This window comes from Pseudomonas sp. TE6288, assembly GCF_054062095.1.
The window spans coordinates 54,432-80,112 of record NZ_JBSSEW010000011.1; the positions used below are offsets into that span (position 1 = coordinate 54,432).

Sequence of the window (25,681 nt, forward strand, 5' to 3'; positions counted from 1 at the left end):
GATGCCCTTAGTGTTGAGCCGCTGGACCGCCGATCGGCGACTCCGGACGATCATCCTGGGAAGCCTGCTTGCCAGAGGTCCCGGCATCGTTGTCCCAGTCACGTGGCTCACGCGGAGTGCGGCCAGCCATGATGTCGTCGATCTGGTCGGCATCGATGGTTTCGTACTTCATCAATGCCTCGGCCATGGCGTCGAGCTTGTCGCGATTGTCGGTGAGAATCTGCTTGGCCGTGGCATAGCACTGGTCGATGATGCTGCGCACTTCGGAGTCGATCATCTTCGCCGTCTCGCCGGAAACGCTGGCATGCTGGCTACCCGCGCTGCGGCCGAGGAACACCTCGCCCTCTTCTTCGGCGTACATCAGCGGCCCGAGTTTTTCGGACAGGCCCCACTTGGTGACCATGTTCCGGGCAATCTGGCTCGCACGCATGATGTCGTTGGAGGCGCCAGTGGTCACACCGTCGAAGCCCAGGGTCATCTCTTCAGCGATACGACCGCCGTAAAGCGAGCAGATCTGGCTGATCAGCGCACGCTTGGACAGGCTGTAACGGTCTTCTTCCGGCAGGAACATGGTCACACCCAGGGCACGACCACGCGGAATGATCGACACCTTGTACACCGGATCATGCTCGGGGACGACACGGCCGACGATGGCGTGACCAGCTTCGTGGTAAGCGGTGTTCTGCTTCTCTTTCTCGGACATGACCATGGTCTTGCGCTCGGCGCCCATCATGATCTTGTCCTTGGCCAGCTCGAACTCCTTCATCTCGACCACGCGCTTGCTGGAACGGGCAGCGAACAGCGACGCCTCGTTGACCAGGTTGGCCAGGTCGGCACCGGAGAAGCCAGGGGTACCGCGGGCGATGACCGCCGCGTTGACGTTCTCGCCGATTGGCACCTTGCGCATGTGCACTTTGAGGATCTGCTCACGACCACGGATGTCCGGCAGGCCGACCACCACCTGGCGGTCGAAGCGGCCCGGGCGCAGCAGCGCCGGGTCGAGCACGTCAGGGCGGTTGGTGGCGGCGATGACGATGATGCCATCGTTCATCTCGAAGCCATCCATTTCGACCAGCAACTGGTTCAGGGTCTGCTCACGCTCGTCGTGACCGCCGCCCATGCCGGCGCCACGGTGGCGGCCGACGGCGTCGATCTCGTCGATGAAGATGATGCATGGTGCGTGCTTCTTGGCCTGCTCGAACATGTCGCGCACGCGGCTGGCACCCACGCCGACGAACATCTCGACGAAGTCGGAACCGGAAATGGTGAAGAACGGCACCTTGGCTTCGCCGGCGATGGCCTTGGCCAGCAGGGTCTTACCGGTACCGGGCGGGCCGACCATCAGCACACCGCGGGGGATGCGGCCACCCAGGCGCTGGAACTTGCCAGGGTCACGCAGGAACTCGACCAGTTCGCCAACTTCTTCCTTGGCCTCGTCGCAACCGGCAACGTCAGCCAGGGTAGTCTTGACCTGGTCTTCGGACAGCAGGCGCGCCTTGCTCTTGCCGAAGCTCATCGGGCCGCCTTTACCACCGGCACCGCCCTGCATCTGGCGCATGAAGAACATGAACACGGCGATGATCACCAGAATCGGGAAGCTGGCGACCAACAGTTGCGTCCAGATGCTCTGCTGCTCAGGCTGCTTGCCTTCGACGGTGACGTGGTTATCGACCAGGTCGCCGATCAGGCCGTTATCGGTGATGGCTGGGCGGACGGTCTTGAAGTTGTCGCCGTCGGTGCGCTTGCCGGTAATGATGTAGCCGTCGACGGTCACGCGCTCGACCTTGCCATCCTTGACCTGCTGGATGAAGTCGGAATAGTTGAGGGTCTGCGGCTCGTTAGGGCTCGAGAAGTTGTTCATCACCGTCACCAGGACGGCGGCGATGATCAACCAGAGGATCAGATTCTTTGCCATGTCGTTCAATTCGCTACCCTCTGAGGCCGGCGCACGACGCAGCCGTGCCTCGCATGATATTCATCGCCCTAACTTACTACATTACCCACGCATCCGCAGGCACCGTCTGTAACCCTTTGTGAAAGCTAGACTACACGAAGTTCGGACGATCCAGACGGAGCCGCCGATTGGAAATAACTATCGGCAACCCCGCAGCACGCCTTTCACGCTCCCTTGAAACCCTTGCCCAACAGGTACTGTTCGCGGGAACGATCCCGCGAGGACGACGGCTTGCGCATCTGCACCTTGTCGAACTTGCTGCGCACGTCCTTCAGGTACATGTCGAAACCCTCGCCCTGGAAGATCTTGATCAGGAAATCCCCGCCGGGCTTGAGCACGCGGGTCGCCAGATCCAGGGCCAGTTCGCAGAGGAACATGGCGCGCGGCATGTCCACCGCGGGCGTACCACTCATATTGGGGGCCATATCGGAAATCACAAGGTCTACGTGCGAATCACCGACCGCCTGCAGGATCTGCTGCAGCACTTCGTCCTGGGTAAAGTCGCCCTGGATGAAGGTAACGTCCGGGATCGAGTCCATTTCCAGGATGTCCGAGGCGATCAATCGCCCTTGGCCACCAATCAGACGACTGGTCACCTGCGACCAGCCCCCTGGCGCTGCGCCGAGGTCGATCACGCTCATGCCGGGGCGGATCAGGCGGTCTTTTTCCTGGATCTCCAGCAGTTTGTAGCTCGCACGCGAGCGGTAGCCATCCTTCTGCGCCTGTTTCACAAAAGGATCGTTGAAATGCTCTCGCAGCCAGTTTGCGCTGCTTTTGGAACGTTGTACCACGGGGCACCTCGATGATATGCGTCGTGTTTGACTGGGCGGAGCCAGGGGCCCTCGGGTAAAATGCCCGTCAATTTTACAGAATCAGACGAAAAGGGTCAGATTATGCCGCTCAATAACGAGCAGAAGAAGCAATACAAGTCCATTGGTCATGACCTGAAGCCGGTCCTGATCGTTGCTGGCAACGGTGTGAACGAAGGCGTCGCCGCCGAACTGGAGCGCGCCCTGGCCGATCACGAGCTGATCAAGGTCGAAATCCGTTCGGAAGACCGTGAAGAGCGCGCCGCTGCGATCGCCGAACTGTGCAAGGTCGGCCGCGCCGAGCTGGTGCAGACCATCGGCAAGAAGGCGCTGATCTACCGCAAGAACCCACAGCCGAACAAGCAGCTGTCCAACATCCACCGCTTCAAGTAACGGTGGCGCCGATCAGTGGCGCGCCTAGCGCGCCCTGACCGGAACCGGCTGGGCCACCAGCACGATGCCGGAGAAGCCCAGCACCAAAAAGCAGAACATCTGCCAGCGCTCACCCACGGAGATCCCGTAGCGCAGGGTGTAGTAGCTGAGACAGGCAGCAAAGCCAAGCAGCAGCATCTGCCCACGGAACTGCCGCCACCAGGCCGCCAGGCCATCCACCCTCGCCAATACCGCCAGCTGGGTCAACAGCCCGAGCAGCGCCACGCCGATCAACCAACGGTCGATCTGCACGGCAATATCCTGCACCAGCAATGGCGCAAGGCCACTGACCTTGAGCGCCGGCACCAACCCCACGTGGAACACCCACAAGCCACCGACCCAGAAAACCTGGGCCAGCTGCCAGAGGATCCCCTCGAGGGATGGCGCCCGCAGGCGCCGGTCAGATGTGCTTGACTTCGACAATCTCGTACTCGACCGTGCCACTTGGCGTCTTGACGACGACAGTATCACCTTCTTCCTTGCCGATGATGGCACGGGCGATCGGCGCACCGCTGGAGAGCTTGCCCTGCTTCACGTCGGCCTCGTCCTCGCCGACGATCTGGTAGGTCACCTCTTCATCGGTCTCGGTGTTCGCCAGCACCACGGTGGTGCCGAAAATCACCTTGCCGGTGTGGGCGATGGTGGTGACGTCGATCACCACCGAGTTCTGCAGGCGGCCTTCGATATCGCGGATACGCGCCTCGACCATGCCCTGCTCCTCACGGGCGGCATGGTATTCGGCGTTTTCCTTGAGGTCGCCCAGCTCGCGAGCTTCGCCGATTGCCTGGCTCAGGCGCGGACGCTCGGTCTTGCTCAGGAACAGATGCTCTTCTTCCAGGGCGCGAGCGCCCTGGACGGTCATCGGATACTTGGTAATGCTCATGCTTTGAGTCCTGCATGCAGATCCTGCAGGCGACGAACGGTCTTTTCCGGACCGAATTTCAGCGCCTCGCAGATGGCTTCACCGGCCGCAATGGTGGTGGTGCAGTAAATCTTGTGCTGCAGCGCATTGCGACGAATCGAGTAGGAGTCGGCAATCGACTGGCGGCCTTCGGTGGTGTTGATGATCAGCGACACTTCGTCGTTCTTGATCATGTCGACCACGTGCGGGCGACCCTCGGTCACCTTGTTCACACGGCGTACTTTCAGGCCGGCCGCTTCGATAACCTTGGCGGTGCCTGCAGTTGCAACCACTTCGAAGCCCAGGGCGATCAGGTCGCGAGCAACCCCAGCCACTTGTGGCTTGTCGTCGTCACGCACGCTGATGAACGCGGTACCGCCGGTCGGCAGCACTTCGCTGGCGCCCATCTGGGCCTTGGCGAAGGCTTCACCGAAGCTGTCGCCGACACCCATGACTTCACCGGTGGATTTCATCTCAGGGCCGAGGATCGGGTCAACCCCCGGGAACTTGGCGAACGGGAAGACGGCTTCCTTGACGCTGTAGAAGTTCGGGATGATTTCCTGGGTGAAGCCCAGTTCTTTCAGGGTTTTGCCAGCCATGACGCGCGCGGCGATCATCGCCAGCGAGGTGCCGATGCACTTGGACACGAACGGCACGGTACGCGAGGCGCGCGGGTTGACCTCGATCACGTAGATCTTGTCGCCCTGCAAGGCCAGCTGCACGTTCATCAGGCCGACCACGCCCAGCTCCAGGGCCATTTTCTTGACCTGTACGCGGACTTCGTCCTGCACTTCCTTGCTCAGCGAGTAAGGTGGCAGCGAGCACGCCGAGTCACCGGAGTGAACGCCGGCCTGCTCGATGTGCTGCATGATCGCGCCGATCACCACGTCGGTACCGTCGCAGACCGCATCCACGTCCATCTCGATGGCGCAGTTGAGGAAGTGGTCAAGCAGCACCGGGCTGTCGTTGGACACTTGCACCGCTTCACGCAGGTAGCGCTTGAGTTCGTCCAGTTCGTAGACGATCTCCATCGCACGGCCGCCCAGTACGTAGGACGGGCGCACCACCAGCGGGTAGCCGATAGTGCCGGCCGCCTTGATGGCTTCGTCTTCGCTGCGCACGGTGGCGTTTGGCGGCTGCAGCAGGTTCAGGCGCTGAACCATCTGCTGGAAACGCTCGCGGTCTTCGGCGCGGTCGATGGCGTCCGGGCTGGTGCCGATGATTGGCACGCCGGCTTCTTCCAGGGCACGAGCCAGTTTCAGCGGGGTCTGGCCGCCGTAGTGGACGATGACGCCCTTCGGCTTCTCGACGCGGCAGACTTCCAGCACGTCTTCCAGGGTCAGCGGCTCGAAGTACAGACGGTCGGAGGTGTCGTAGTCGGTGGAAACGGTTTCCGGGTTGCAGTTGACCATGATGGTCTCGTAACCGTCTTCACGCAGTGCCAGCGCGGCGTGCACGCAGCAGTAGTCGAACTCGATGCCTTGGCCGATACGGTTCGGGCCACCGCCCAGGATCATGATCTTGTCGCGGGTCGACGGGTTGGCCTCGCACTCTTCCTCGTAGGTCGAGTACAGGTAGGCGGTGTCGGTGGCGAACTCGGCGGCGCAGGTGTCGACGCGCTTGTACACCGGGAACACTTCCAGCTTGTGGCGGTGACGGCGCAGGTTCTTGTCGGTGATGCCGAGCAGCTTGGCCAGGCGCTGGTCCGAGAAGCCCTTGCGCTTGAGGCGCAGCATGTAGTCCTTGTCGATTGCCGACAGGGCCAGGGTCTTGACCTTCTCTTCTTCCTTGATCAGGTCTTCCATCTGCACCAGGAACCACAGGTCGATACCGGTCAGCTGGAAGATTTCCTCGATGGTCATGCCCGAACGCATGGCGTCGGCCACGTACCAGATACGCTCGGCACCCGGCACGGTCAGTTCGCGCTTGAGGATGCTGGCCGCTTCCGGGCTGGCCAGGTCGACTTTCGGGTCGAGGCCGCAGGCGCCGACTTCCAGGCCACGCAGGGCTTTCTGCAGGGATTCCTGGAAGGTACGGCCGATGGCCATGACTTCACCGACGGATTTCATCTGGGTGGTCAGGCGGGCATCGGCCTTGGGGAATTTCTCGAAGGCAAAGCGCGGCAGCTTGGTGACGACGTAGTCGATCGACGGCTCGAAGGACGCCGGGGTACGGCCGCCGGTGATGTCGTTCTGCAGTTCGTCGAGGGTGTAGCCGATGGCCAGCTTGGCGGCGATCTTGGCGATCGGGAAACCGGTGGCCTTGGACGCCAGAGCCGAGGAGCGAGAGACGCGCGGGTTCATCTCGATCACGACCATGCGGCCGGTGTTCGGGCAGATGCCGAACTGCACGTTGGAGCCGCCGGTTTCGACACCAATTTCACGCAGCACCGCCAGCGAGGCGTTGCGCATGATCTGGTATTCCTTGTCGGTCAGGGTCTGTGCCGGAGCAACGGTGATCGAGTCACCGGTGTGCACGCCCATCGGATCGAAGTTCTCGATCGAGCAGACGATGATGCAGTTGTCCTTCTTGTCGCGGACCACCTCCATCTCGTATTCCTTCCAACCGATCAGCGATTCGTCGATCAGCAGTTCCTTGGTCGGCGACAGGTCCAGACCACGGGTGCAGATTTCTTCGAACTCTTCACGGTTGTAGGCAATCCCGCCCCCGGTGCCGCCCATGGTGAAGGACGGGCGGATGATGCATGGGAAGCCGAGCTTCTCGAGGACCGCATTGGCCTCTTCCATGCTGTGGGCGATACCCGAGCGCGGGCACTCCAGGCCGATATCCTTCATGGCCTTGTCGAAGCGCGAGCGGTCTTCGGCCTTGTCGATGGTGTCAGCGTTGGCACCGATCATTTCCACGCCGAATTTTTCCAGAACGCCATGGCGTTCCAGGTCCAAGGCGCAGTTCAGCGCAGTCTGGCCGCCCATGGTCGGCAGGACGGCGTCCGGGCGCTCTTTCTCGATGATCTTGGCCACCGATTGCCATTTGATCGGCTCGATGTAGGTGGCGTCGGCCATGGCCGGGTCGGTCATGATGGTGGCTGGGTTGGAGTTCACCAGGATGACGCGGAAACCTTCCTCGCGCAGGGCCTTGCAGGCCTGGGCGCCGGAATAGTCGAACTCACAGGCCTGGCCGATCACGATCGGGCCAGCGCCGAGAATCAGGATGCTTTTGATGTCTGTACGTTTTGGCATGGTGGTCACTCAAATCCGGGGTCAGTCGGCAAGCCGCTTTGAACAATCTGGGTCAGGCGCTTCCGGGCACGGCACAAGCCGGCCCGGGGCCTTGAAGCAGGATGCTCAGCGGCGCTTGGCCATGGCATCGGTGAAACGATCGAACAGTGGCGCGACGTCGGTCGGGCCCGGGCTCGCTTCAGGGTGGCCCTGGAAGCTGAACGCGCATTTGTCGGTGCGCTCGATACCCTGCAGGGTGCCGTCGAACAGCGACTTGTGGATGGCGCGAACATTGCCTGGCAGGGTGGCTTCGTCGACGGCAAAGCCGTGGTTCTGGCTGGTGATCATGACCACACCGGTATCCAGGTCCTGGACCGGGTGGTTGGCACCGTGGTGGCCGTGGCCCATCTTCACGGTCTTGGCACCGGAGGCCAGGGCCAGCAGTTGGTGGCCGAGGCAGATACCGAAGACCGGAATCTCGGTCTCGAGGATTTCCTTGATCGCCTGGATGGCGTAGTCGCATGGCTCCGGATCACCAGGGCCGTTGGACAGGAACACACCATCGGGGTTGAGCGCGAGCACTTCGCTGGCCGGGGTCTGGGCAGGCACCACGGTGACGCGGCAACCACGCGCGACCAACATGCGCAGGATGTTCAGCTTGACGCCGTAGTCGAAGGCAACCACGTGGTACGGCAGGTCGGCAGCATCGATGGTCGGGTGGCTGTCGGTCTTCAGCTCCCACACGCTGGAACGCCACTCGTAGCGCTCCTTGGTGGAAACGACCTTGGCCAGGTCCATGCCCTTCAGGCCCGGGAAGGCACGGGCAGCGGCGATCGCCTGCTCTTCGGTGATGTTGTCACCGGCGAGGATGCAGCCGTTCTGGGCGCCCTTTTCACGCAGGATACGGGTCAGGCGGCGGGTATCGATGCCGGCGATGGCGACAACGTTGTTGGCCTTGAGGTACTCAGGCAGCGACTGGGTATTGCGCCAGTTGCTGGCCAGCAGCGGCAGGTCGCGGATGACCAGGCCAGCGGACCAGACGCGGTTGGATTCGGCGTCTTCCGGGGTAGTGCCGGTATTGCCGATGTGCGGGTAGGTCAGGGTGACGATTTGCTGCGAGTAGGAAGGGTCTGTAAGGATTTCCTGGTAGCCGGTCATAGCGGTGTTGAATACCACCTCGCCAACGGTCTGACCGTCGGCACCAATGGCTTCACCGCGAAAAATACTGCCGTCGGCAAGGGCGAGTATGGCTGGCTTTGTCAAGAAGACCTCCCGTAAATCAAGCATGAAAGGGCGATCGCAGGTTGCAAAAAAGCGGAGTGACGTATGGACACGTCACCCCGCTTTTAAGTGCTGAATTCAATTCGCTGCGCGCTTTTAGTGGACACACTAAAGCTGTAGCTTACAGAAAAGTGCGTTTTCGGTCTACCGTAGATGTGTCTCTAAAACACTTGGATGCGACAAGGGGCTGCCAGGCAGCCCCGCGGCATCAACGCAGCTCGAGCACGTCCTGCATGTCGTACAGGCCAGGCTCACGCCCTTCCAGCCACAGCGCAGCGCGCACGGCGCCCTTGGCGAACGTCATGCGGCTGGAGGCCTTGTGGGTGATCTCCAGGCGCTCGCCTTCGGCGGCGAACAGCACGGTGTGATCACCGACCACATCACCGGCACGCACGGTGGCGAAACCGATGGTCTTGCGATCACGAGCACCGGTCTGGCCTTCACGACCATAAACCGCCACTTCCTGCAGGTCGCGCCCCAACGCATTGGCAACCACTTCACCCATGCGCAGCGCGGTCCCCGACGGCGCGTCGACCTTGTGCCGGTGATGGGCCTCGATGATCTCGATATCCACATCATCGCCCAGCACCCGGGCCGCCATGTCCAACAGCTTGAGACTGAGGTTCACACCCACGCTGAAGTTCGCGGCGAAGACGATCGGGATCTCCTTGCCCGCCTCTGCCAGCAGCTCTTTCTCTTCCGGCGTGAAACCGGTGGTGCCGATAACCATGGCCTTGCCCGCCTTGCGACAGAACGCCAGGTTCTTCAGGGTCACCGAAGGATGCGTGAAGTCGATCAGCACATCGAACTCGTCGGCAACCTTGGCCAGGTCATCACAGATCGGCACGCCGATACGCCCCAGGGCCGCCAGCTCACCGGCATCAGCCCCGACCAGCGAGCTGTCCGGGCGATCGATCGCCGCCGTCAGGCCCGTCAGGGGCGCCTGCTGCTGCACGGCCTCGACGAGGGTCTTGCCCATCCGCCCCGCCGCGCCCATTACCGCAATACGTCGCATAGCCTGTTCCTTCTCAGAGATCGCCGAAGAAGCGCTTCATACCCTCGAACCAGCCACTGGCCTTGGGCGAATGGGAGCTGTCGCCCTCGAGCGAGTCACGCAGCTCTTCGAGCAGTTCGCGCTGGCGACGGCTGAGGTTGACCGGCGTTTCCACCGCCACGCGGCACAGCAGGTCGCCTGCCGCACCACCGCGCACCGGCGCCACACCCTTGCCACGCAAGCGGAACTGCTTGCCGGTCTGGGTGCCTTCGGGAATTTTCAGCTTCACGCGACCATCGAGGGTCGGCACTTCCAGCTCGCCACCCAGGGCGGCGTCGGTATAGCTGATCGGTACTTCGCAGTAGAGGTGCTTGCCGTCGCGCTGGAAGATCGGGTGCTCGCGCACATTGACGACCACATACAGGTCACCGGTCGGACCGCCATGGGCACCCGCCTCGCCTTCGCCGGACAGGCGGATGCGATCGCCGGTATCGACGCCAGCCGGCACCTTGACCGACAGGGTCTTGTATTCCTCGACACGACCTTCGCCGTGGCACGAGCCGCAAGGGTCGGTGATGATCTTGCCCTGGCCATGGCAGCGCGGGCACGTCTGCTGCACCGCGAAGAAGCCCTGCTGCATGCGCACCTGACCGATACCGCCACAGGTCGGGCAGGTCGACGGGGTCGAGCCCTTCTTGGCGCCGGAGCCGTCGCACGGCTTGCAGTTGACCAGCGTAGGGACGCGGATATTGACCGTGGTACCGCGCACCGCCTCCTCGAGATTGAGCTCGAGGGTGTAGCGCAGGTCACTGCCACGCTGGGCGCCGCCACGACCACCACCACGGCCACCGCCGAAGAAATCACTGAAGACATCACCGAAGATATCGGAGAAGTTGGCACCACCGAAACCGGCACCGCCGCCACCCATGCTCGGGTCGACGCCGGCGTGGCCGTACTGGTCGTACGCCGCACGCTTGCTGGCATCCGACAGCACTTCGTAGGCCTCGTTGGCTTCCTTGAACAGGTCTTCCGACTCTTTATCACCCGGGTTGCGGTCAGGGTGGTACTTCATCGCCAGACGGCGGTAGGCCTTCTTCAGATCACCTTCACTGGCGCCACGCTCGACACCCAGGACTTCATAAAAATCACGCTTTGCCATAGGTCATTTGCACTCTTGGGGGCGTTCGGCATACCTCTGCGCATCGGTGCGCCATGCCGTCAGCACCTGCCGCCATACGCGAATGCGCCCAGACAGATGCTGTAAATAATTCTCGTGTTCCAGACACGCCAACGCGGGAGCAAGCCCCCGCGCGGCGACATCCTACCAGCTCACCGGCAAACGACGGTGAACTGGGCGACAACATGCAGGACTTACTGCTTGTTGTTGTCTTTTACTTCTTCGAACTCGGCGTCAACCACGTCGTCGTGCTTGGCTTCCGGTTCGGCCTGCTGGGCGCCGCCCTGCGGTTGCTCGGCCTGTTGCTCGGCGTACATCTTCTGGGCAACAGGGGCCGAAACCTTGGACAGCTCCTCGACCTTGGCGTCGATGGCAGCCTTGTCGTCGCCCTTGACGGCGGCCTCCAGGGCAACCACGGCGGCCTCGATGGCAGTCTTCTCTTCGGCGGTGACCTTGTCACCGGCTTCAGTGACCATCTTGCGGGTCGAGTGGACCAGCGCATCACCCTGGTTACGGGCGGCGGCCAGCTCTTCGAACTTGCGGTCTTCCTCGGCGTTGGCCTCGGCGTCACGCACCATTTTCTCGATTTCTTCGTCGGACAGACCGGAGTTGGCCTTGATCACGATCGACTGCGCCTTGCCGGTAGCCTTGTCCTTCGCACCGACGTGCAGGATGCCGTTGGCGTCGATGTCGAAGGTCACTTCGATCTGCGGCACGCCGCGTGGAGCCGGCGGGATGTCAGCCAGGTCGAACTTGCCCAGCGACTTGTTCTGCGAAGCTTGCTTGCGCTCGCCCTGCAGCACGTGGATGGTCACGGCGCCCTGGTTGTCGTCGGCGGTCGAGAACACCTGCGACTTCTTGGTCGGGATGGTGGTGTTCTTCTCGATCAGCGCGGTCATCACGCCACCCATGGTTTCGATACCCAGGGTCAGCGGGCTGACGTCCAGCAGCAGCACGTCCTTCACGTCACCGGCCAGAACGGCACCCTGGATGGCGGCACCCATGGCAACGGCTTCGTCCGGGTTGACGTCCTTGCGCGCTTCTTTACCAAAGAAGTCGGCAACGGCTTTCTGCACCATCGGCATACGGGTCTGGCCACCGACCAGGATTACGTCGTCGATCTTGCTGGCATCAATGCCGGCGTCCTTCAGGGCGATGCGGCATGGCTCGATGGTACGGTTGACCAGGTCTTCGACCAGCGACTCCAGCTTGGCGCGGGAGATCTTCACGTTCAGGTGCTTCGGACCGGTTGCGTCTGCAGTGATGTACGGCAGGTTGACGTCGGTCGACTGAGCCGAGGACAGCTCGATCTTGGCCTTTTCAGCGGCTTCTTTCAGGCGCTGCAGGGCCAGGGGATCGTTCTTCAGGTCCATGCCGGACTCTTTCTTGAACTCGTCGACAAGGTAGTCGATCAGGCGCATGTCGAAGTCTTCGCCACCCAGGAAGGTGTCACCGTTGGTGGCCAGCACTTCGAACTGGTGCTCACCGTCGACTTCGGCGATTTCGATGACCGATACGTCGAAGGTACCACCACCCAGGTCATAGACGATGACGGTATGGTCGCCCTTGCCCTTGTCCATGCCGTAGGCCAGCGCGGCGGCGGTCGGCTCGTTGATGATGCGTTTTACGTCCAGGCCAGCGATGCGGCCGGCGTCTTTGGTCGCCTGGCGCTGGCTGTCGTTGAAGTAGGCCGGCACGGTGATGACCGCTTCGGTGACCGGCTCGCCCAGGTAGTCTTCGGCGGTCTTCTTCATTTTCTTCAGGACTTCGGCGCTGATCTGCGGCGGAGCCATCTGCTTGTCGGCAGCCTCGACCCAGGCGTCACCATTGTTGGCCTTGACGATCTTGTAAGGCACCAGCTTGATGTCTTTCTGTACGACATCTTCTTCGAAGCGGCGGCCGATCAGACGTTTCACCGCGAACAGGGTGTTGTGCGGGTTGGTGACCGCCTGACGCTTGGCCGACTGGCCAACCAGGATCTCGCCGTCGTTGGCGTAGGCGATGATCGAAGGCGTGGTGCGCGCGCCTTCGGCGTTCTCGATGACCTTGGCAGTGCCGTTTTCCAGCACGGAGACGCAGGAGTTGGTGGTCCCCAGGTCGATACCGATGATTTTACCCATGTTGATTCTCCCGAAACTTGAATTTGGTAGCAGCGACTGCTTTGGCCAACTGCGCTAATACTTGAAGGCTTGACACCTAGATGGGGGTGTCCGAAAAGATTTCAAGCCTTTTCGTTGATCGAAGGCTGCGGGGCGCTCGGCGCCTTGCTGACCACCACCATGGCGGGGCGCAGCAGGCGGCCATTGAGCAGGTAGCCCTTCTGGAACACGTTCAGCACGCTGTTCGGCTCGACATCAGCACTTTCCTGCATGGCCATCGCCTGGTGGTGCTCGGCGTTGAATGGCTGGCCGTGCGGCTCGATGGTCTCGAGGTTGTAGCGCTTGAGAGTGTCCTGGAACATCTTCAGGGTCAGCTCGATGCCTTCGCGCATCGGCTTGATGGTCTCGTCGTCGGCGCTGGACAGCTCCAGACCACGCTCCAGGCTGTCGATGATCGGCAGCAGGTCGCCGGCGAACTTCTCCAGGGCGAACTTGTGGGCCTTCTCGACATCCTGCTCGGCACGGCGGCGGATGTTCTGCAGGTCGGCAGCGGCGCGCAGGGACTGGTCCTTGGCGGCGGCCAGCTGCTCCTCGAGCTCCAGGACACGGGCATCGGCATTCGCGGCGCCTGCTTCTTCGGAATTCAGGTTCTTCTCATCCAGCTGTTCGTCAGCCATTGGGTTTCTCCTCCACGATTTCTGTCGTGCGAGCCAGGCTCGCCATGTCTTGCCGGCTATATGGGGTCGGAAAAACCAGGTTCAAGGGGGAAGGTGCTTTTCCACATTCGTCGACCGGCTATTGGCAGACTCGCGAAAAGCACTGTATAAATATCCAGACAAGACCCTTCGGGAGCCGCTCCATGCTGGTGCACCTGTCCATTCACAACTACGCCATCGTCGAACACCTCGACCTCGAGATCGCCCGCGGCATGTCCGTCATCACCGGCGAGACCGGGGCCGGCAAGTCGATCATGCTCGATGCCCTCGGCCTGGCCCTGGGCGACCGCGCCGACAGCGGCGTGGTGCGCCCGGGCACCGACAAAGCCGACATCCTCGCCACGTTTGACCTGGTCGACATCCCCGAGGCGCACGCCTGGCTCGCCGAGCGCGACCTGGAAAGCGACGGCCCCTGCATCCTGCGCCGGGTGATCACCGCCGAGGGCCGTAGCCGCGGCTACATCAATGGCACCCCTTGTCCGCTGGGCGACCTCAAGGCCCTGGGCGAGCTGCTGATCGATATCCACAGCCAGCACGAACACCAGTCACTGCTGAAAACCGACACCCACCGCCGCCTGGTGGACGAGTACGCCGGCGCCACCGATCTGGCCCGCCAGGTGCAGCTGGCCGCCAAGCGCTGGAACCAGACGCGCCAGGAGCTGGAGCGCCTGAGCAACTCCGGCGACGAGCAGCGGGCGCGCCACCAGTTGCTCAGCTACCAATTGGAGGAACTCGACAACCTCGGACTGGGCGAAAACGAACTGGAGCAGCTTGAGCAAGAGCACAAGAACCTGACCAACGCCGAGGCACTCTTCGGCATTTGCCGCCAGGTCATCGAACAGTGCAGCGAAAGCGATTCAGGCAACGTGCTGAGCGCCCTGACCATGAGCCTCAACCGCCTCGGCGCGGTAGGCAATGCACCCAAAGCACTGGGCGAGGCGGTCAACCTGATTGCCAGCGCGCAGATCCAGGTGGAGGAGGCCGTCGGCGAACTCAACCGCTTCCTCGACAACTTCGACGCCGACCCGATGCGCCTGCAGAGCCTTGAAGAGCGCCTGGACACCATCTACACCCTCGCCCGCAAGCACCGCGTGCATCCCACTGAACTGCCGCACCTGCAACAGCGCCTGATGGAAGAGCTGGAAGGGCTGAACGCCAGCGACGAATCGATCGAGCGGCTGGGCGAGGAGCTCGCGGCCTTCGCACAGCATTATAAAGAGAAGGCCATCGAGCTCAGCACCCTGCGCCGGCAGGCGGCCAAACAGCTGGCCACCGCCGTGGGGCAGGAAATCCAACGCCTGGGCATGCCCGGCGGACGCTTCTGCATCGAACTCACCCCCTTCGAAAGCACGGACCTCTCACCCCATGGCCTGGAGCAGATCGAACTGCTGGTCAGTGCCAACCCCGGCCAGCCACTCAAGGGCCTGGCCAAAGTGGCCTCGGGCGGCGAACTGTCACGCATCAGCCTGGCGATCCAGGTGATCACCGCACAGACCTCACGCATTCCAACCTTGGTATTCGACGAAGTCGACGTTGGCATCGGCGGCCCGACTGCCGAGATCGTCGGCCAATTGCTTCGCCGTCTCGGCGAGCGCGGCCAGGTGCTGACCGTGACCCACCTGCCACAGGTCGCAGCCCAGGGGCATCACCACCTGTTCGTGCACAAGGTGCGCAACAGCGACACCACGCACACCGCCGTGGCCAGCCTGGGCAAGCGCGAGCGGGTCGAGGAAGTGGCGCGGATGCTGGGCGGCATTGACCTCACCAAAGAGTCGCTGGCCCATGCGCGCAAGATGGTGGTGACCAGCAAGACCTGAGCGGGCCCACCCCACGCACGCTCCCCAGAACGCACAAAGGCGACCCGAAGGTCGCCTTTGTCGTCAATAACGAGATAAATCGTTACTTCTTTTTACGCACATACAGAACCAGATTGTGGTCCACCAGCTCGAAACCGTGCTCGGCAACGATTTCCTTCTGGCGCTTTTCGATCTCGACATCGAAGAACTCGATGACTTCACCGCTGTCCACGTTGACCATGTGGTCGTGGTGGCCGCCGTCAGCCAGCTCGAATACCGCGTGGCCGCCATCGAAGTTATGGCGAACCACCAGACCCGCCGCTTCGAACTGGGTCAGTACGCGATACACGGTCGCCAGACCGACATCCTCGCCAGCCTCCATCAGCGCCTTGTACACATCCTCGGCACTCATGTGACGCTGCTCGGTGGAGTCGAGCATCTGAAGAATCTTTACTCGAGGCAGGGTTACCTTGAGGCCCGCTTTGCGCAATTCGCTATTTTCAACCATGGTCAGCTTTCTCGCCGATGCTGCTTCGCAGCTTCTCTTAATACGGGTATGATCGGGGTTTACGTTGTCCAGCCAAGATAGTGGAAGTCGCCCACCGATGCAAAACACCAAGCTCTTGCTAACCAGCCTCACCCTAGTGGGACTGCTCGCACTCGCCGGTTGCTCGTTTCCCGGGGTTTACAAAATCGACATCCAGCAGGGCAATGTCGTCACGCAGGACATGATAGACCAATTGCGTCCGGGAATGACCCGCCGACAAGTAAGGTTTATCATGGGCAACCCCCTGCTGCAGGACACCTTCCACACCAATCGCTGGGATTATCTCTACAGCCTGCAGCCTGGCGGCGGCCAGCGCCAGCAAGAGCGCATGAGCATCTTCTTCAACGAGAACGATCAATTGGTCAACCTCTCCGGCGACTTCATGCCAGGCGTCAGCCGCGACCAGGAAATCCTCGGTGGCAGCGGTGACACCACGGTCAACCCGGACAAGCAGCCGAGCCAACCCGAGAAGCCAGCCAAGCCAGGCTCGCTGGAAGACTCGCTGCAAAAGGAAATCGACAACGTCGAGACCACCCCGGTGCCGACACCAGCACCGCTGGAAACTTCGCCGCAGTAAATGCGCCGATACTAAAAAGCCCGGATCTTGTCCGGGCTTTTTATTGCCTGCATGAATGGCGGGGCTTGCTCACCTGCCACGCGCGCCCTCAACCATTGAGCTGCTTGGCCCGCTGGCAGAAGGCATCGACCATCGTGTTGGCCGCCTGGTTGAACAGCGGCCCCAAGGTGGCCCGCACCAGGGCACCTGCGTAGTCGAACGACAGGTCGAGGCTGATCTTGCAGGCCTTATCTCCCAACGGCTTGAACACCCACAGCCCATGCAACTGGGTGAACGGCCCCTCCTCCAGGTTCATCTCGATCGACTGCCCCGGCACCAGCACATTGCGCGTGATGAACTGCTGGCTCATGCCACCCTTGGCCACTTCCAGCCTTGCCCGCATATGCGTGTCACTGGTCTCGAGCACCGTGGACGCCGAGCACCAGGGCAGGAACTCCGGGTAGCTCGCCACATCGTTGACCAGGTCGTAGAGCGCCTGGGCAGGGTACGGCAGCAGAGCGGAGCGTTGAATATGGGTAGTCATCCAGGCGTCACTTCCAAACTGGGCGGCAGCGCTTGTCAGCGCCTTGAAAACGGCTCTGCGCGGCAGAGCGTGGGTTGCATTGTCCGGGATTCACACAACAGGCTCAAGCGCAGCTAAACCCCGTAGCCGAGGACGCGGCGACTGCCTATAATGCCGCCCCTATGGCTAAACAAAAGAAGCATCCGACCGGGACCATCGCGCAGAACAAGAAAGCGCGACACGATTACTTCATCGAACACAAGTTCGAGGCCGGGCTGGTCCTGTCCGGTTGGGAAGTAAAAAGCCTGCGGGCCGGCAAGGCGCACCTGACCGACAGCTACGTGCTGCTCAAGGATGGCGAAGCCTGGCTGTTCGGCAGCCACATCACCCCGCTGAACACCGCCAGCACCCACGTCATCGCCGACCCCATCCGCACCCGCAAGCTGCTGCTGAACAAGCGCGAGCTCGAGCGCCTGGAAGCGGCCGTGGCGCAGAAGGGCTACACCTGCGTGGCGATGTCGCTGTACTGGAGCAAGCACCTGATCAAGTGCGAGATCGCACTCGGCAAGGGCAAGAAGGAGTTCGACAAGCGTGATACCGTGCGCGAGCGCGACTCCAACCGCGAGCTGCAGCGCACGATGCGCAACAAGGGCAAGGAAGAGTAGGGCTCGGCCTGACCTTTCCCGTGGGAGCGGGCTTGCCCCGCGATAGCGCCAGGCCAGGCAGTACTGCTGCCCCTGCTAGCGCGATCGCGGGGCAAGCCCGCTCCCACGAAGTCCAGAATCAGCGTCCGCTGCGCCGCTCCGCACGCGCCACCCGCTGCGCTTGCTGCTGCGCCTCCTGCAGCACCTCCTGCACATACAGGATGTGCCGGCTGGACACCTCCCGCGCGTCCTCCGCGCGCCCCTCGACAATCGCCAGATACAACTCGCGATGCTGGCTGATCAGCATGTCGCGGGTCTCCGTGCGTTGCTGGTACATGCCGCCAATGTTGGTCACCACATTGCGCTTGAGCAGGTCGAACAACCCGCGAATGGTGTGCAACAGCACGGCGTTGTGACTGGCCTCGGCAATGGCCAGATGGAAGCGCGCATCCGCCGCGCCCTCCTCCGCCCGGTCCACTTCACCGACACGGTTGTAGCAGTCCTGCAAGGCGTCGAACGCAGTCTTCAGCCGCTCGCGATCCGGCTCGGTGGCGCGCTGCGCCGCGTAGTAGGCGCAGGACGCCTCCAGCGTATGACGAAACTCCAGCAGGTCACGCTGCGCCTCGGGACTGGATTCGAGAAGTTTCAGCAAGGGGTCGCTGAAGGTCGAGCCCAATGACTCGGCCACATAGTTGCCGCCGCCCTGGCGACTGACCAGCAAGCCCTTGGCCACCAACTTCTGGATCGCCTCGCGCAGCGACGGGCGCGACACGCCGAACTGCTCGGCCAGGGCGCGCTCGGCCGGCAGGCGCTGACCCGAGGTGAGGGTGCCTTCGAGAATCATCCCTTCCAACCGATCGACGATGTCGTCGGACAGGCGCCGCTGGCGGACCTGATCAAAAACCATCACATGCTCTCCACGAACCCCGGGGATGCGAATCCGGGGGCGCCTATTCTGCGCCTATCCGGCTTGCGCCGACACCCATCAGGCGGCGTTTTTCCCAGCCATTCAGATGCCCGCTCATCGGCGTCCGACCAAAGTTTCCCCCAGGACAAATTGACACACCCGCTGCTGCGCTTTTAACCTAGCGACCAGCCATTGTAAATTGGTCTTACCAATTATCCAATGCCAGTGCCTTGACCAACAACAATTAGGGGCCACCCCATATGCAAACCTGGCAACAACTCTATACCCCGCTTGGTAGCCTTGGCCTGTCCGCGCTGGCGGCGGTCATCCCAATCGTGTTCTTCTTCCTTGCCCTCGCCGTGTTCCGCCTCAAGGGCCACGTCGCCGGCAGCATCACCCTGGCGCTGTCGATCCTGGTGGCGATCTTCGCCTTCCAGATGCCTGTCGACATGGCCCTGGCCGCTGCGGGTTACGGCTTCCTCTATGGCCTCTGGCCAATTGCCTGGATCATCGTTGCCGCGGTGTTCCTCTACAAACTCACGGTCAAGAGTGGCCAGTTCGAGGTCATCCGCAGCTCGGTGCTGTCGATCACCGACGACCAACGCCTGCAGGTGCTGCTGATTGGCTTCTGCTTCGGCGCCTTCCTCGAAGGCGCGGCCGGCTTCGGCGCACCGGTGGCCATCACCGCCGCGCTGCTGGTGGGCCTGGGCTTCAACCCGCTGTATGCCGCCGGCCTGTGCCTGATCGCCAACACCGCCCCGGTGGCCTTTGGCGCCCTGGGTATCCCGATCATCGTGGCCGGGCAGGTAACCGGCATCGACGCCTTCCACATCGGCGCCATGACCGGACGCCAGCTGCCGCTGCTGTCGCTGTTCGTGCCGTTCTGGCTGGTGTTCATGATGGACGGCGTGCGCGGCGTGAAAGAGACCTGGCCTGCCGCCCTGGTGGCCGGCCTGAGCTTCGCCGTCACCCAGTACTTCACCTCCAACTTCATCGGCCCGGAGCTGCCCGACATCACCTCGGCCCTGGCCAGCCTGATCGCCCTGACCCTGTTCCTCAAGGTCTGGCAGCCCAAGCGCGCGCTCGCCGAGGCCAAGGGCAGCGTCGGCGCCGCCGTCGTGCAGTCGAGCGGCAGCCAACCGAGCCCGTACAGCTTTGGCGAGATCTTCAAGGCCTGGTCGCCCTTCCTGATCCTCACCGTACTGGTCACCATCTGGACCCTGAAACCGTTCAAGGCAGCCTTCGCCCCGGGCGGCGCGATGTACAACTTCGTGTTCAACTTCGCCATCCCGCACCTCGACCAGCTGGTGGTGAAGACCGCCCCAATCGTCACAGCGCCCATCGCCATGCCGGCGGTGTTCAAGCTCGACCCGATTTCCGCCACCGGCACCGCGATCTTCCTATCGGCACTGATCTCGATGTGGGTGTTGAAGATCAACTTCAAAACTGGTCTGACCACTTTCAAAGAGACCTTCTGGGAACTGCGCTGGCCGATCCTGTCGATCGGCATGGTGCTGGCCTTCGCCTTCGTCACCAACTACTCGGGCATGTCCTCGACCATGGCCCTGGTGCTGGCCGGCACCGGCGCGGCATTCCCGTTCTTCTCGCCGTTCCTCGGCTGGCTGGGCGTGTTCCTGACCGGCTCGGACACTTCGTCCAATGCCCTGTTCAGCTCGCTGCAGGCCACCACCGCGCACCAGATCGGCGTCAGCGACACTCTGCTGGTGGCGGCCAACACCAGCGGCGGCGTGACCGGCAAGATGATCTCGCCGCAGTCGATCGCCGTGGCCTGCGCGGCCACCGGCCTGGTCGGCAAGGAATCCGACCTGTTCCGCTTCACCGTCAAGCACAGCCTGTTCTTCGCCACCATCGTCGGCCTGATCACTCTGGTCCAGGCCTACTGGCTCACTGGCATGCTGGTTCATCACTAAAGTGACAGGAGCCGGGCGCCTTAACGCGCCCGGCATTCCCCACAAGCAACGCTGCGAGAATCCATGATCATTTCCGCCTCCACCGACTATCGCGCCGCGGCCCAACGCAAGCTGCCTCCCTTCCTGTTCCACTACGCCGACGGCGGCGCCTACGCCGAGCACACCCTGCGCCACAATGTCTCGGACCTTGCCGGCATCGCCTTGCGCCAGCGCGTGCTGAAGAACATGTCCGAACTGAGCTTGCAGACAAAACTGTTCGACGAGACCCTGAGCATGCCCGTGGCCCTGGCCCCGGTCGGCCTCACCGGTATGTACGCCCGTCGTGGCGAGGTGCAGGCGGCACGCGCAGCGGCGGCCCATGGCATTCCGTTCACGATGTCGACGGTATCGGTGTGCCCGATCGAAGAAGTGGCCCCGGCCATCGACCGGCCAATGTGGTTCCAGCTGTATGTCCTGAAAGACCGCGGCTTCATGCGCAACGCCTTGGAGCGTGCGAAAGCGGCCGGCGTGAAGACCTTGGTGTTCACCGTCGACATGCCCGTGCCCGGCGCCCGCTATCGCGACGCCCACTCCGGCATGAGCGGCGCCAACGGCCCGCTGCGCCGCGTGCTGCAAGCCATGACCCACCCGCAATGGGCCTGGGACGTCGGCGTGATGGGCCGCCCCCACGACCTGGGCAATATCTCCGCCTACCGCGGCAACCCCACGGGCCTTGCCGACTACATCGGCTGGCTGGGCAACAACTTCGACCCGTCCATCTCCTGGAAAGACCTGGAGTGGATCCGCGAATTCTGGGACGGCCCGATGATCATCAAGGGCATCCTCGACGCCGATGACGCCCGCGACGCGGTCAAGTTCGGCGCCGACGGCATCGTCGTCTCCAACCACGGCGGCCGCCAGCTCGACGGCGTGCTGTCCAGCGCCCGTGCGCTGCCGGCCATCGCCGACGCGGTGAAGGGCGATATCAAGATCCTCGCCGACTCCGGCATTCGCAGCGGCCTCGATGTGGTGCGCATGATCGCCCTGGGCGCCGACACCGTGCTGATCGGCCGCGCCTTCCTCTATGCCCTGGCGACCCACGGCGAGGCCGGGGTGAAGAACCTGCTGGAGCTGTTCGAGAAAGAAATGCGCGTGGCCATGGTGCTGACCGGCGCCAAGTCCATCGGCGAGATCAGCAAAGACTCGCTGGTCCGCGAACTGGGCGCCTGAGCGCGCCCGCCAACGCCTGATTACCCGGGGCACGCCGCGCACCAGACGCCGCGGCCCCGCGAGGAGACTGCATGAGCCTGCCCGCCGCGTTCCTGCGTGATGCCGAGCGCCTGATCCCCGCCGAGCGCCGCTTCGACGACCCGACTTCGACCCTGGCCTTCGGCACCGACGCCAGCTTCTACCGGCTGATCCCCAAGCTGGTGCTGCGCGTGGAGTCCGAGGACGAAGTGGTCGCGCTGATCCAGCTGGCCCAGCGTGACCGGGTAGCGGTGACTTTCCGCGCTGCCGGCACCAGCCTGTCCGGCCAGGCCATCAGCGACTCGGTGCTGATCGTGCTCGGCGACAACTGGAATGGCCGGGAGATTCGCAACCACGGCGAGCAGATCCGCCTGCAGCCCGGCGTGATCGGCGCCCAGGCCAATGCCTGGCTGGCCCCCTATGGGCGCAAGATCGGCCCGGACCCGGCGTCGATCAACGCCTGCAAGATCGGCGGCATCGTCGCCAACAATGCCAGCGGCATGTGCTGCGGCACCGCGCAGAACACCTACCACACCCTCGCCGGTCTGCGCCTGGTGCTGGCCGATGGCACCCGCCTGGACAGCGAAGACCCGGCCAGCGTCGCCGCATTCGAGCAAAGCCACGCCAGCCTGCTGGACGAACTGGCCCGCCTTGGCCGCGAGACCCGCGCCAACACCACGCTGGCTGAGCGCATCCGGCACAAGTACCGGCTGAAGAACACCACGGGGCTTTCGCTTAACGCACTGGTGGACTACGACCAGCCGCTCGATATTCTGCAACACTTGCTGGTCGGCTCCGAGGGGACCCTGGGTTTCATCAGCGCCGTCACCTACGACACCGTGCCCGACCACCCGCACAAGGCCAGCGCGCTGCTGGTGTTCCCCAGCGTCGAAAGCTGCTGCCGCGCCGTGACCGTGCTCAAGCGCCAGCCCGTCTCCGCCGTGGAGCTGCTCGACCGTCGCAGCCTGCGCTCGGTGCAGGAGATGCCGGGCATGCCGGCGTGGGTCAAGGACCTGTCGGCCAACGCCTGCGCCCTGCTGATCGAATGTCGCGCGGCCAGCCAGAGCCTGCTACACGAGCAACTCGAGCAGGTAATGGCGTCCATCGACGACTACCCGCTGGAGCAGAAGGTCGCGTTCAGCGAAGACCCGGCGGTGTACAACCAGCTGTGGAAGATCCGCAAGGACACCTTCCCCGCCGTCGGCGCCGTGCGCCAGACCGGCACCACGGTGATCATCGAGGACGTGACCTTCCCCATCGAGCAACTGGCCGAAGGCGTCAACCGCCTGATCCAGCTGTTCGACAAGCACCGCTACGACGAGGCGATCATTTTCGGCCACGCCCTGGAAGGCAACCTGCACTTCGTCTTCACCCAGGGCTTCAACAGCGCCGAGGAAGTGGCGCGCTACCAGGCCTTCATGGACGACGTGGCGCAGCTGGTGGCAGTGGAATTCGGCGGCTCGCTCAAGGCCGAGCACGGCACCGGGCGCAACATGGCGCCCTTCGTCGAACTGGAATGGGGGCATGACGCCTACCAGCTGATGTGGAAGCTCAAGCGCCTGCTCGACCCCAACGGCATACTCAACCCCGATGTGGTGCTGAGCGAGGACCCCGACATTCACCTGAAGAACCTCAAGCCGCTGCCGGCCGCCGACGAGATCGTCGACAAGTGCATCGAGTGCGGTTTCTGCGAGCCGGTATGTCCGTCGAAAGGGCTTACCTTGAGCCCGCGCCAGCGCATCGTCATGTGGCGCGACATCCAGGCGAAGAAACGCGCCGGCGTTGATACCCGCGAACTGCTGCGCACCTACCAGTACCAGGGCATCGACACCTGCGCCGCCACCGGCCTGTGCGCCCAGCGCTGCCCGGTGGGCATCAACACTGGCGAGCTGGTGAAGAAGCTGCGCGGGCAGGCGGCCGAGCACGGCAAGGCCGCCGACTGGCTGGCCGAACATTTCCACGCCACCCTGCGCGGTGCCCGCTTCACGCTGGCCGCCGCCAATAGCGCGCGCAAGCTGCTCGGTGCCCCACGCATGAGTCGGCTCAGCGCCCGCCTGAGCAAGGCCAGCAAAGGCCGCCTGCCACAGTGGACACCCGCCATGCCACAGCCGTTGCGGGCCGTCGAGCTCCGCACTGCAAACCACGACGACCGCCCTCGCGTAGTCTATCTGGCCGCCTGTGTTTCGCGGGTGATGGGCCCGGCCTATGCCGACCGCGAGCAAAGCTCGCTGCTGGACAAGACCCGCGCCCTGCTGGAGAAGGCCGGCTATCAGGTAGTGTTCCCGGACAACGCCGACAGCCTGTGCTGCGGCCAGCCGTTCGCCTCCAAGGGCTACCCCGAACAAGCCGAGCACAAGCGCCAGGAACTGATCAACGCGCTGCTGCACGCCAGCCGTGGCGGCCTCGACCCGATCTACTGCGACACCAGCCCCTGCACCCTGCGCCTGGTGCAGGACCTGGGCGAATCGCGGCTGGACCTGTACGACCCGGTACGCTTCATCCGCACCCACCTGGTCGACAAGCTGGAGTTCACCCCCCAGGACGAGCCCGTGGCGGTGCACGTGACCTGCAGCACCCAGCACCTGGGCGAAAGCCAGGCGCTGATCGACCTGGCGCGGCGCTGCAGCAAGCAGGTGGTGATCCCCGAAGGCATTCATTGCTGCGGCTTCGCCGGCGACAAGGGCTTCACCACACCGGAGCTCAACGCCCATTCGCTGCGCACGCTCAAGGACGCGGTGCAGTATTGCAGCGAGGGGATCTCCACCAGCCGCACCTGTGAGATCGGCCTGTCGAGCCACAGTGGCATCGATTATCACGGGCTGGTCTACCTGGTGGACCGGGTGACGCGGGCGCGCAGTCTCTGAGGGCAGGGCTTTCTCGCACCGGCCTCTCGCCGGCAAGCCGGCTCCCACCCCGACCGCGCTAGCCCAAAGCAATGTGCCATCCTGTGGGAGCCGGCTTGCCGGCGAGAGGTCGGTACAGGCAAACAAGCCAGTTGCTCCCACAGGTATGGCGCATGCCGGCATGCGACTTCTGCACAAACCCCACGCACTCAAGTAAACTGGCGGCCTTTTCACGCAGCCTCGGGCTGCCCCTGTCGATTTACCAAAGGTGCCCGCCATGCCCTGGCTGCAAGTACGCCTGGCCATCAGCCCGGAACAAGCCGAAACCTACGAAGACGCCCTGCTTGAAGTGGGTGCTGTCTCGGTGACCTTCATGGACGCCGAAGACCAGCCGATCTTCGAACCGGACCTCAACACCACCCCACTGTGGTCGCACACGCACTTGCTGGCGCTGTTCGAGGCCGATGCCGAGCCCGAGCAGGTGTTCGCCCACCTGCGCCTGCTGACCGGCGCCGAGCTCCCCGAGTACCAGGCCGAGGTGATCGAGGACCAGGACTGGGAGCGCAGCTGGATGGACAACTTCCAGCCGATGCGTTTCGGCCAGCGCCTGTGGATCGTGCCGAGCTGGCACGAAGCCCCGGAAAAGGACGCGGTAAACCTGCTGCTCGACCCGGGCCTGGCCTTTGGCACGGGCACCCACCCGACCACCGCGCTGTGCCTGGAATGGCTCGACGGCCAGCAGCTGCAAGACACGCAAGTGCTCGACTTCGGCTGCGGCTCGGGCATCCTGGCCATTGCCGCGCTGCTGCTCGGCGCCCGCCACGCGGTCGGCACCGACATCGACGTGCAGGCTATCGAGGCCTCCCGTGACAACGCCCAGCGCAACGGCATTGCCGACGACACGTTCGACCTGTACCTGCCCGAGCAGATGCCGGCGATGCAGGCCGACGTGCTGGTGGCCAACATCCTGGCCGGCCCGCTGGTAGCGCTGGCGCCGCAGCTGTCCGGCCTGGTGCGCCCCGGCGGCCTGCTGGCGCTGTCGGGCATCCTCGCCGAACAGGGCGAGGAAGTGGCCGCTGCCTATGCCGCCGACTTCGACCTGGACCCGATCGTCGTGCGCGACGGCTGGGTACGTATCAGTGGTCGCCGCCGCTAAGCGCGCCTA

General features: G+C 63.3%; 21 protein-coding genes. 8 read left to right on the forward strand and 13 right to left on the reverse strand.

What is annotated here, in order from left to right; genetic code table 11:
- Positions 1 to 7: 7 nt before the first annotated feature.
- Positions 8 to 1,915: an ATP-dependent zinc metalloprotease FtsH gene (gene ftsH / locus ACVWY1_RS13055; protein WP_038706866.1), complete on the reverse strand. Its 1,908-nt coding sequence runs from the start codon at positions 1,913 to 1,915 to the stop codon at positions 8 to 10.
- Positions 1,916 to 2,118: 203 nt separating this feature from the next.
- Entirely contained in the window at positions 2,119 to 2,745 is a 627-nt protein-coding gene (rlmE, locus tag ACVWY1_RS13060; protein WP_011532133.1) for a 23S rRNA (uridine(2552)-2'-O)-methyltransferase RlmE, read from the reverse strand.
- Positions 2,746 to 2,847: 102 nt separating this feature from the next.
- Between rlmE and ACVWY1_RS13065 the strand changes: the two genes are divergently transcribed.
- The gene (locus ACVWY1_RS13065) at positions 2,848 to 3,156 is read left to right on the forward strand and encodes a YhbY family RNA-binding protein (RefSeq protein ID WP_027595032.1); all 309 of its coding nucleotides are present in this window, start codon (positions 2,848 to 2,850) and stop codon (positions 3,154 to 3,156) included.
- A gap of 24 nt (positions 3,157 to 3,180) precedes the next feature.
- On the opposite strand, the gene ACVWY1_RS13070 is transcribed toward ACVWY1_RS13065, so the two are convergent.
- From ACVWY1_RS13070 to grpE, 8 genes are all read right to left on the reverse strand, one after another.
- Complete coding sequence (locus ACVWY1_RS13070; protein WP_102683190.1) at positions 3,181 to 3,618, reverse strand: MFS transporter; 438 nt, start codon at positions 3,616 to 3,618, stop codon at positions 3,181 to 3,183.
- The gene (gene greA / locus ACVWY1_RS13075) at positions 3,596 to 4,078 is read right to left on the reverse strand and encodes a transcription elongation factor GreA (protein WP_011532131.1); all 483 of its coding nucleotides are present in this window, start codon (positions 4,076 to 4,078) and stop codon (positions 3,596 to 3,598) included. The genes ACVWY1_RS13070 and greA overlap by 23 nt, the downstream gene beginning before the upstream one ends.
- Positions 4,075 to 7,296, reverse strand: coding sequence for a carbamoyl-phosphate synthase large subunit (gene carB, locus ACVWY1_RS13080; RefSeq protein WP_031314636.1), 3,222 nt, complete (start codon positions 7,294 to 7,296; stop codon positions 4,075 to 4,077). Before carB ends, greA begins: the two co-directional genes overlap by 4 nt.
- A 105-nt stretch (positions 7,297 to 7,401) precedes the next feature.
- On the reverse strand, positions 7,402 to 8,538 hold the full coding sequence (carA, locus tag ACVWY1_RS13085) for a glutamine-hydrolyzing carbamoyl-phosphate synthase small subunit (protein WP_102683188.1): 1,137 nt from the start codon (positions 8,536 to 8,538) through the stop codon (positions 7,402 to 7,404).
- 226 nt (positions 8,539 to 8,764) lie between these two features.
- The gene (gene dapB, locus ACVWY1_RS13090) at positions 8,765 to 9,571 is read right to left on the reverse strand and encodes a 4-hydroxy-tetrahydrodipicolinate reductase (RefSeq protein ID WP_102683187.1); all 807 of its coding nucleotides are present in this window, start codon (positions 9,569 to 9,571) and stop codon (positions 8,765 to 8,767) included.
- Between the two features lie 13 nt (positions 9,572 to 9,584).
- Positions 9,585 to 10,709 carry a molecular chaperone DnaJ gene (dnaJ, locus tag ACVWY1_RS13095; protein ID WP_102683186.1) on the reverse strand — a complete coding sequence of 375 codons (1,125 nt, stop codon included), beginning with the start codon at positions 10,707 to 10,709 and terminating at the stop codon, positions 9,585 to 9,587.
- 212 nt (positions 10,710 to 10,921) lie between these two features.
- Positions 10,922 to 12,847 (reverse strand): molecular chaperone DnaK, encoded by a 1,926-nt coding sequence (gene dnaK, locus ACVWY1_RS13100; RefSeq protein WP_102683185.1) that lies wholly within the window; start codon positions 12,845 to 12,847, stop codon positions 10,922 to 10,924.
- A gap of 101 nt (positions 12,848 to 12,948) precedes the next feature.
- On the reverse strand, positions 12,949 to 13,503 hold the full coding sequence (gene grpE / locus ACVWY1_RS13105; protein WP_050706997.1) for a nucleotide exchange factor GrpE: 555 nt from the start codon (positions 13,501 to 13,503) through the stop codon (positions 12,949 to 12,951).
- A gap of 182 nt (positions 13,504 to 13,685) precedes the next feature.
- Here grpE and recN point away from each other — a divergent pair, with 182 nt between their 5' ends.
- Positions 13,686 to 15,359, forward strand: coding sequence for a DNA repair protein RecN (recN, locus tag ACVWY1_RS13110; RefSeq protein WP_457378382.1), 1,674 nt, complete (start codon positions 13,686 to 13,688; stop codon positions 15,357 to 15,359).
- Positions 15,360 to 15,441: 82 nt separating this feature from the next.
- On the opposite strand, the gene fur is transcribed toward recN, so the two are convergent.
- Positions 15,442 to 15,846: a ferric iron uptake transcriptional regulator gene (fur, locus tag ACVWY1_RS13115; RefSeq protein WP_110701757.1), complete on the reverse strand. Its 405-nt coding sequence runs from the start codon at positions 15,844 to 15,846 to the stop codon at positions 15,442 to 15,444.
- A gap of 97 nt (positions 15,847 to 15,943) precedes the next feature.
- On the opposite strand from fur, the gene ACVWY1_RS13120 reads away from it, so the two are divergent.
- The gene (locus ACVWY1_RS13120; RefSeq protein ID WP_046854057.1) at positions 15,944 to 16,462 is read left to right on the forward strand and encodes an outer membrane protein assembly factor BamE; all 519 of its coding nucleotides are present in this window, start codon (positions 15,944 to 15,946) and stop codon (positions 16,460 to 16,462) included.
- 88 nt (positions 16,463 to 16,550) lie between these two features.
- Here ACVWY1_RS13120 and ACVWY1_RS13125 read toward each other — a convergent pair whose 3' ends face one another.
- On the reverse strand, positions 16,551 to 16,985 hold the full coding sequence (locus tag ACVWY1_RS13125; protein ID WP_457378383.1) for a type II toxin-antitoxin system RatA family toxin: 435 nt from the start codon (positions 16,983 to 16,985) through the stop codon (positions 16,551 to 16,553).
- 161 nt (positions 16,986 to 17,146) lie between these two features.
- On the opposite strand from ACVWY1_RS13125, the gene smpB reads away from it, so the two are divergent.
- Entirely contained in the window at positions 17,147 to 17,629 is a 483-nt protein-coding gene (gene smpB, locus ACVWY1_RS13130; protein ID WP_023629355.1) for an SsrA-binding protein SmpB, read from the forward strand.
- A 118-nt stretch (positions 17,630 to 17,747) separates the two neighbouring features.
- On the opposite strand, the gene ACVWY1_RS13135 is transcribed toward smpB, so the two are convergent.
- Complete coding sequence (locus tag ACVWY1_RS13135; RefSeq protein WP_102683182.1) at positions 17,748 to 18,515, reverse strand: FCD domain-containing protein; 768 nt, start codon at positions 18,513 to 18,515, stop codon at positions 17,748 to 17,750.
- A gap of 260 nt (positions 18,516 to 18,775) precedes the next feature.
- Between ACVWY1_RS13135 and ACVWY1_RS13140 the strand changes: the two genes are divergently transcribed.
- The 4 genes from ACVWY1_RS13140 (at position 18,776) to prmA (ending at position 25,672) form a co-directional block, all read left to right on the forward strand.
- A complete protein-coding gene (locus ACVWY1_RS13140; RefSeq protein WP_457378384.1) occupies positions 18,776 to 20,446 on the forward strand; it encodes a lactate permease LctP family transporter in 1,671 nt (556 codons plus the stop codon).
- 63 nt (positions 20,447 to 20,509) lie between these two features.
- Positions 20,510 to 21,655 (forward strand): FMN-dependent L-lactate dehydrogenase LldD, encoded by a 1,146-nt coding sequence (gene lldD / locus ACVWY1_RS13145; protein WP_102683180.1) that lies wholly within the window; start codon positions 20,510 to 20,512, stop codon positions 21,653 to 21,655.
- A 71-nt stretch (positions 21,656 to 21,726) separates the two neighbouring features.
- Positions 21,727 to 24,537, forward strand: coding sequence for an FAD-binding and (Fe-S)-binding domain-containing protein (locus ACVWY1_RS13150; protein WP_258599785.1), 2,811 nt, complete (start codon positions 21,727 to 21,729; stop codon positions 24,535 to 24,537).
- Positions 24,538 to 24,793: 256 nt separating this feature from the next.
- Positions 24,794 to 25,672 carry a 50S ribosomal protein L11 methyltransferase gene (gene prmA / locus ACVWY1_RS13155; RefSeq protein ID WP_110701763.1) on the forward strand — a complete coding sequence of 293 codons (879 nt, stop codon included), beginning with the start codon at positions 24,794 to 24,796 and terminating at the stop codon, positions 25,670 to 25,672.
- The last annotated feature ends 9 nt before the right edge of the window (positions 25,673 to 25,681 follow it).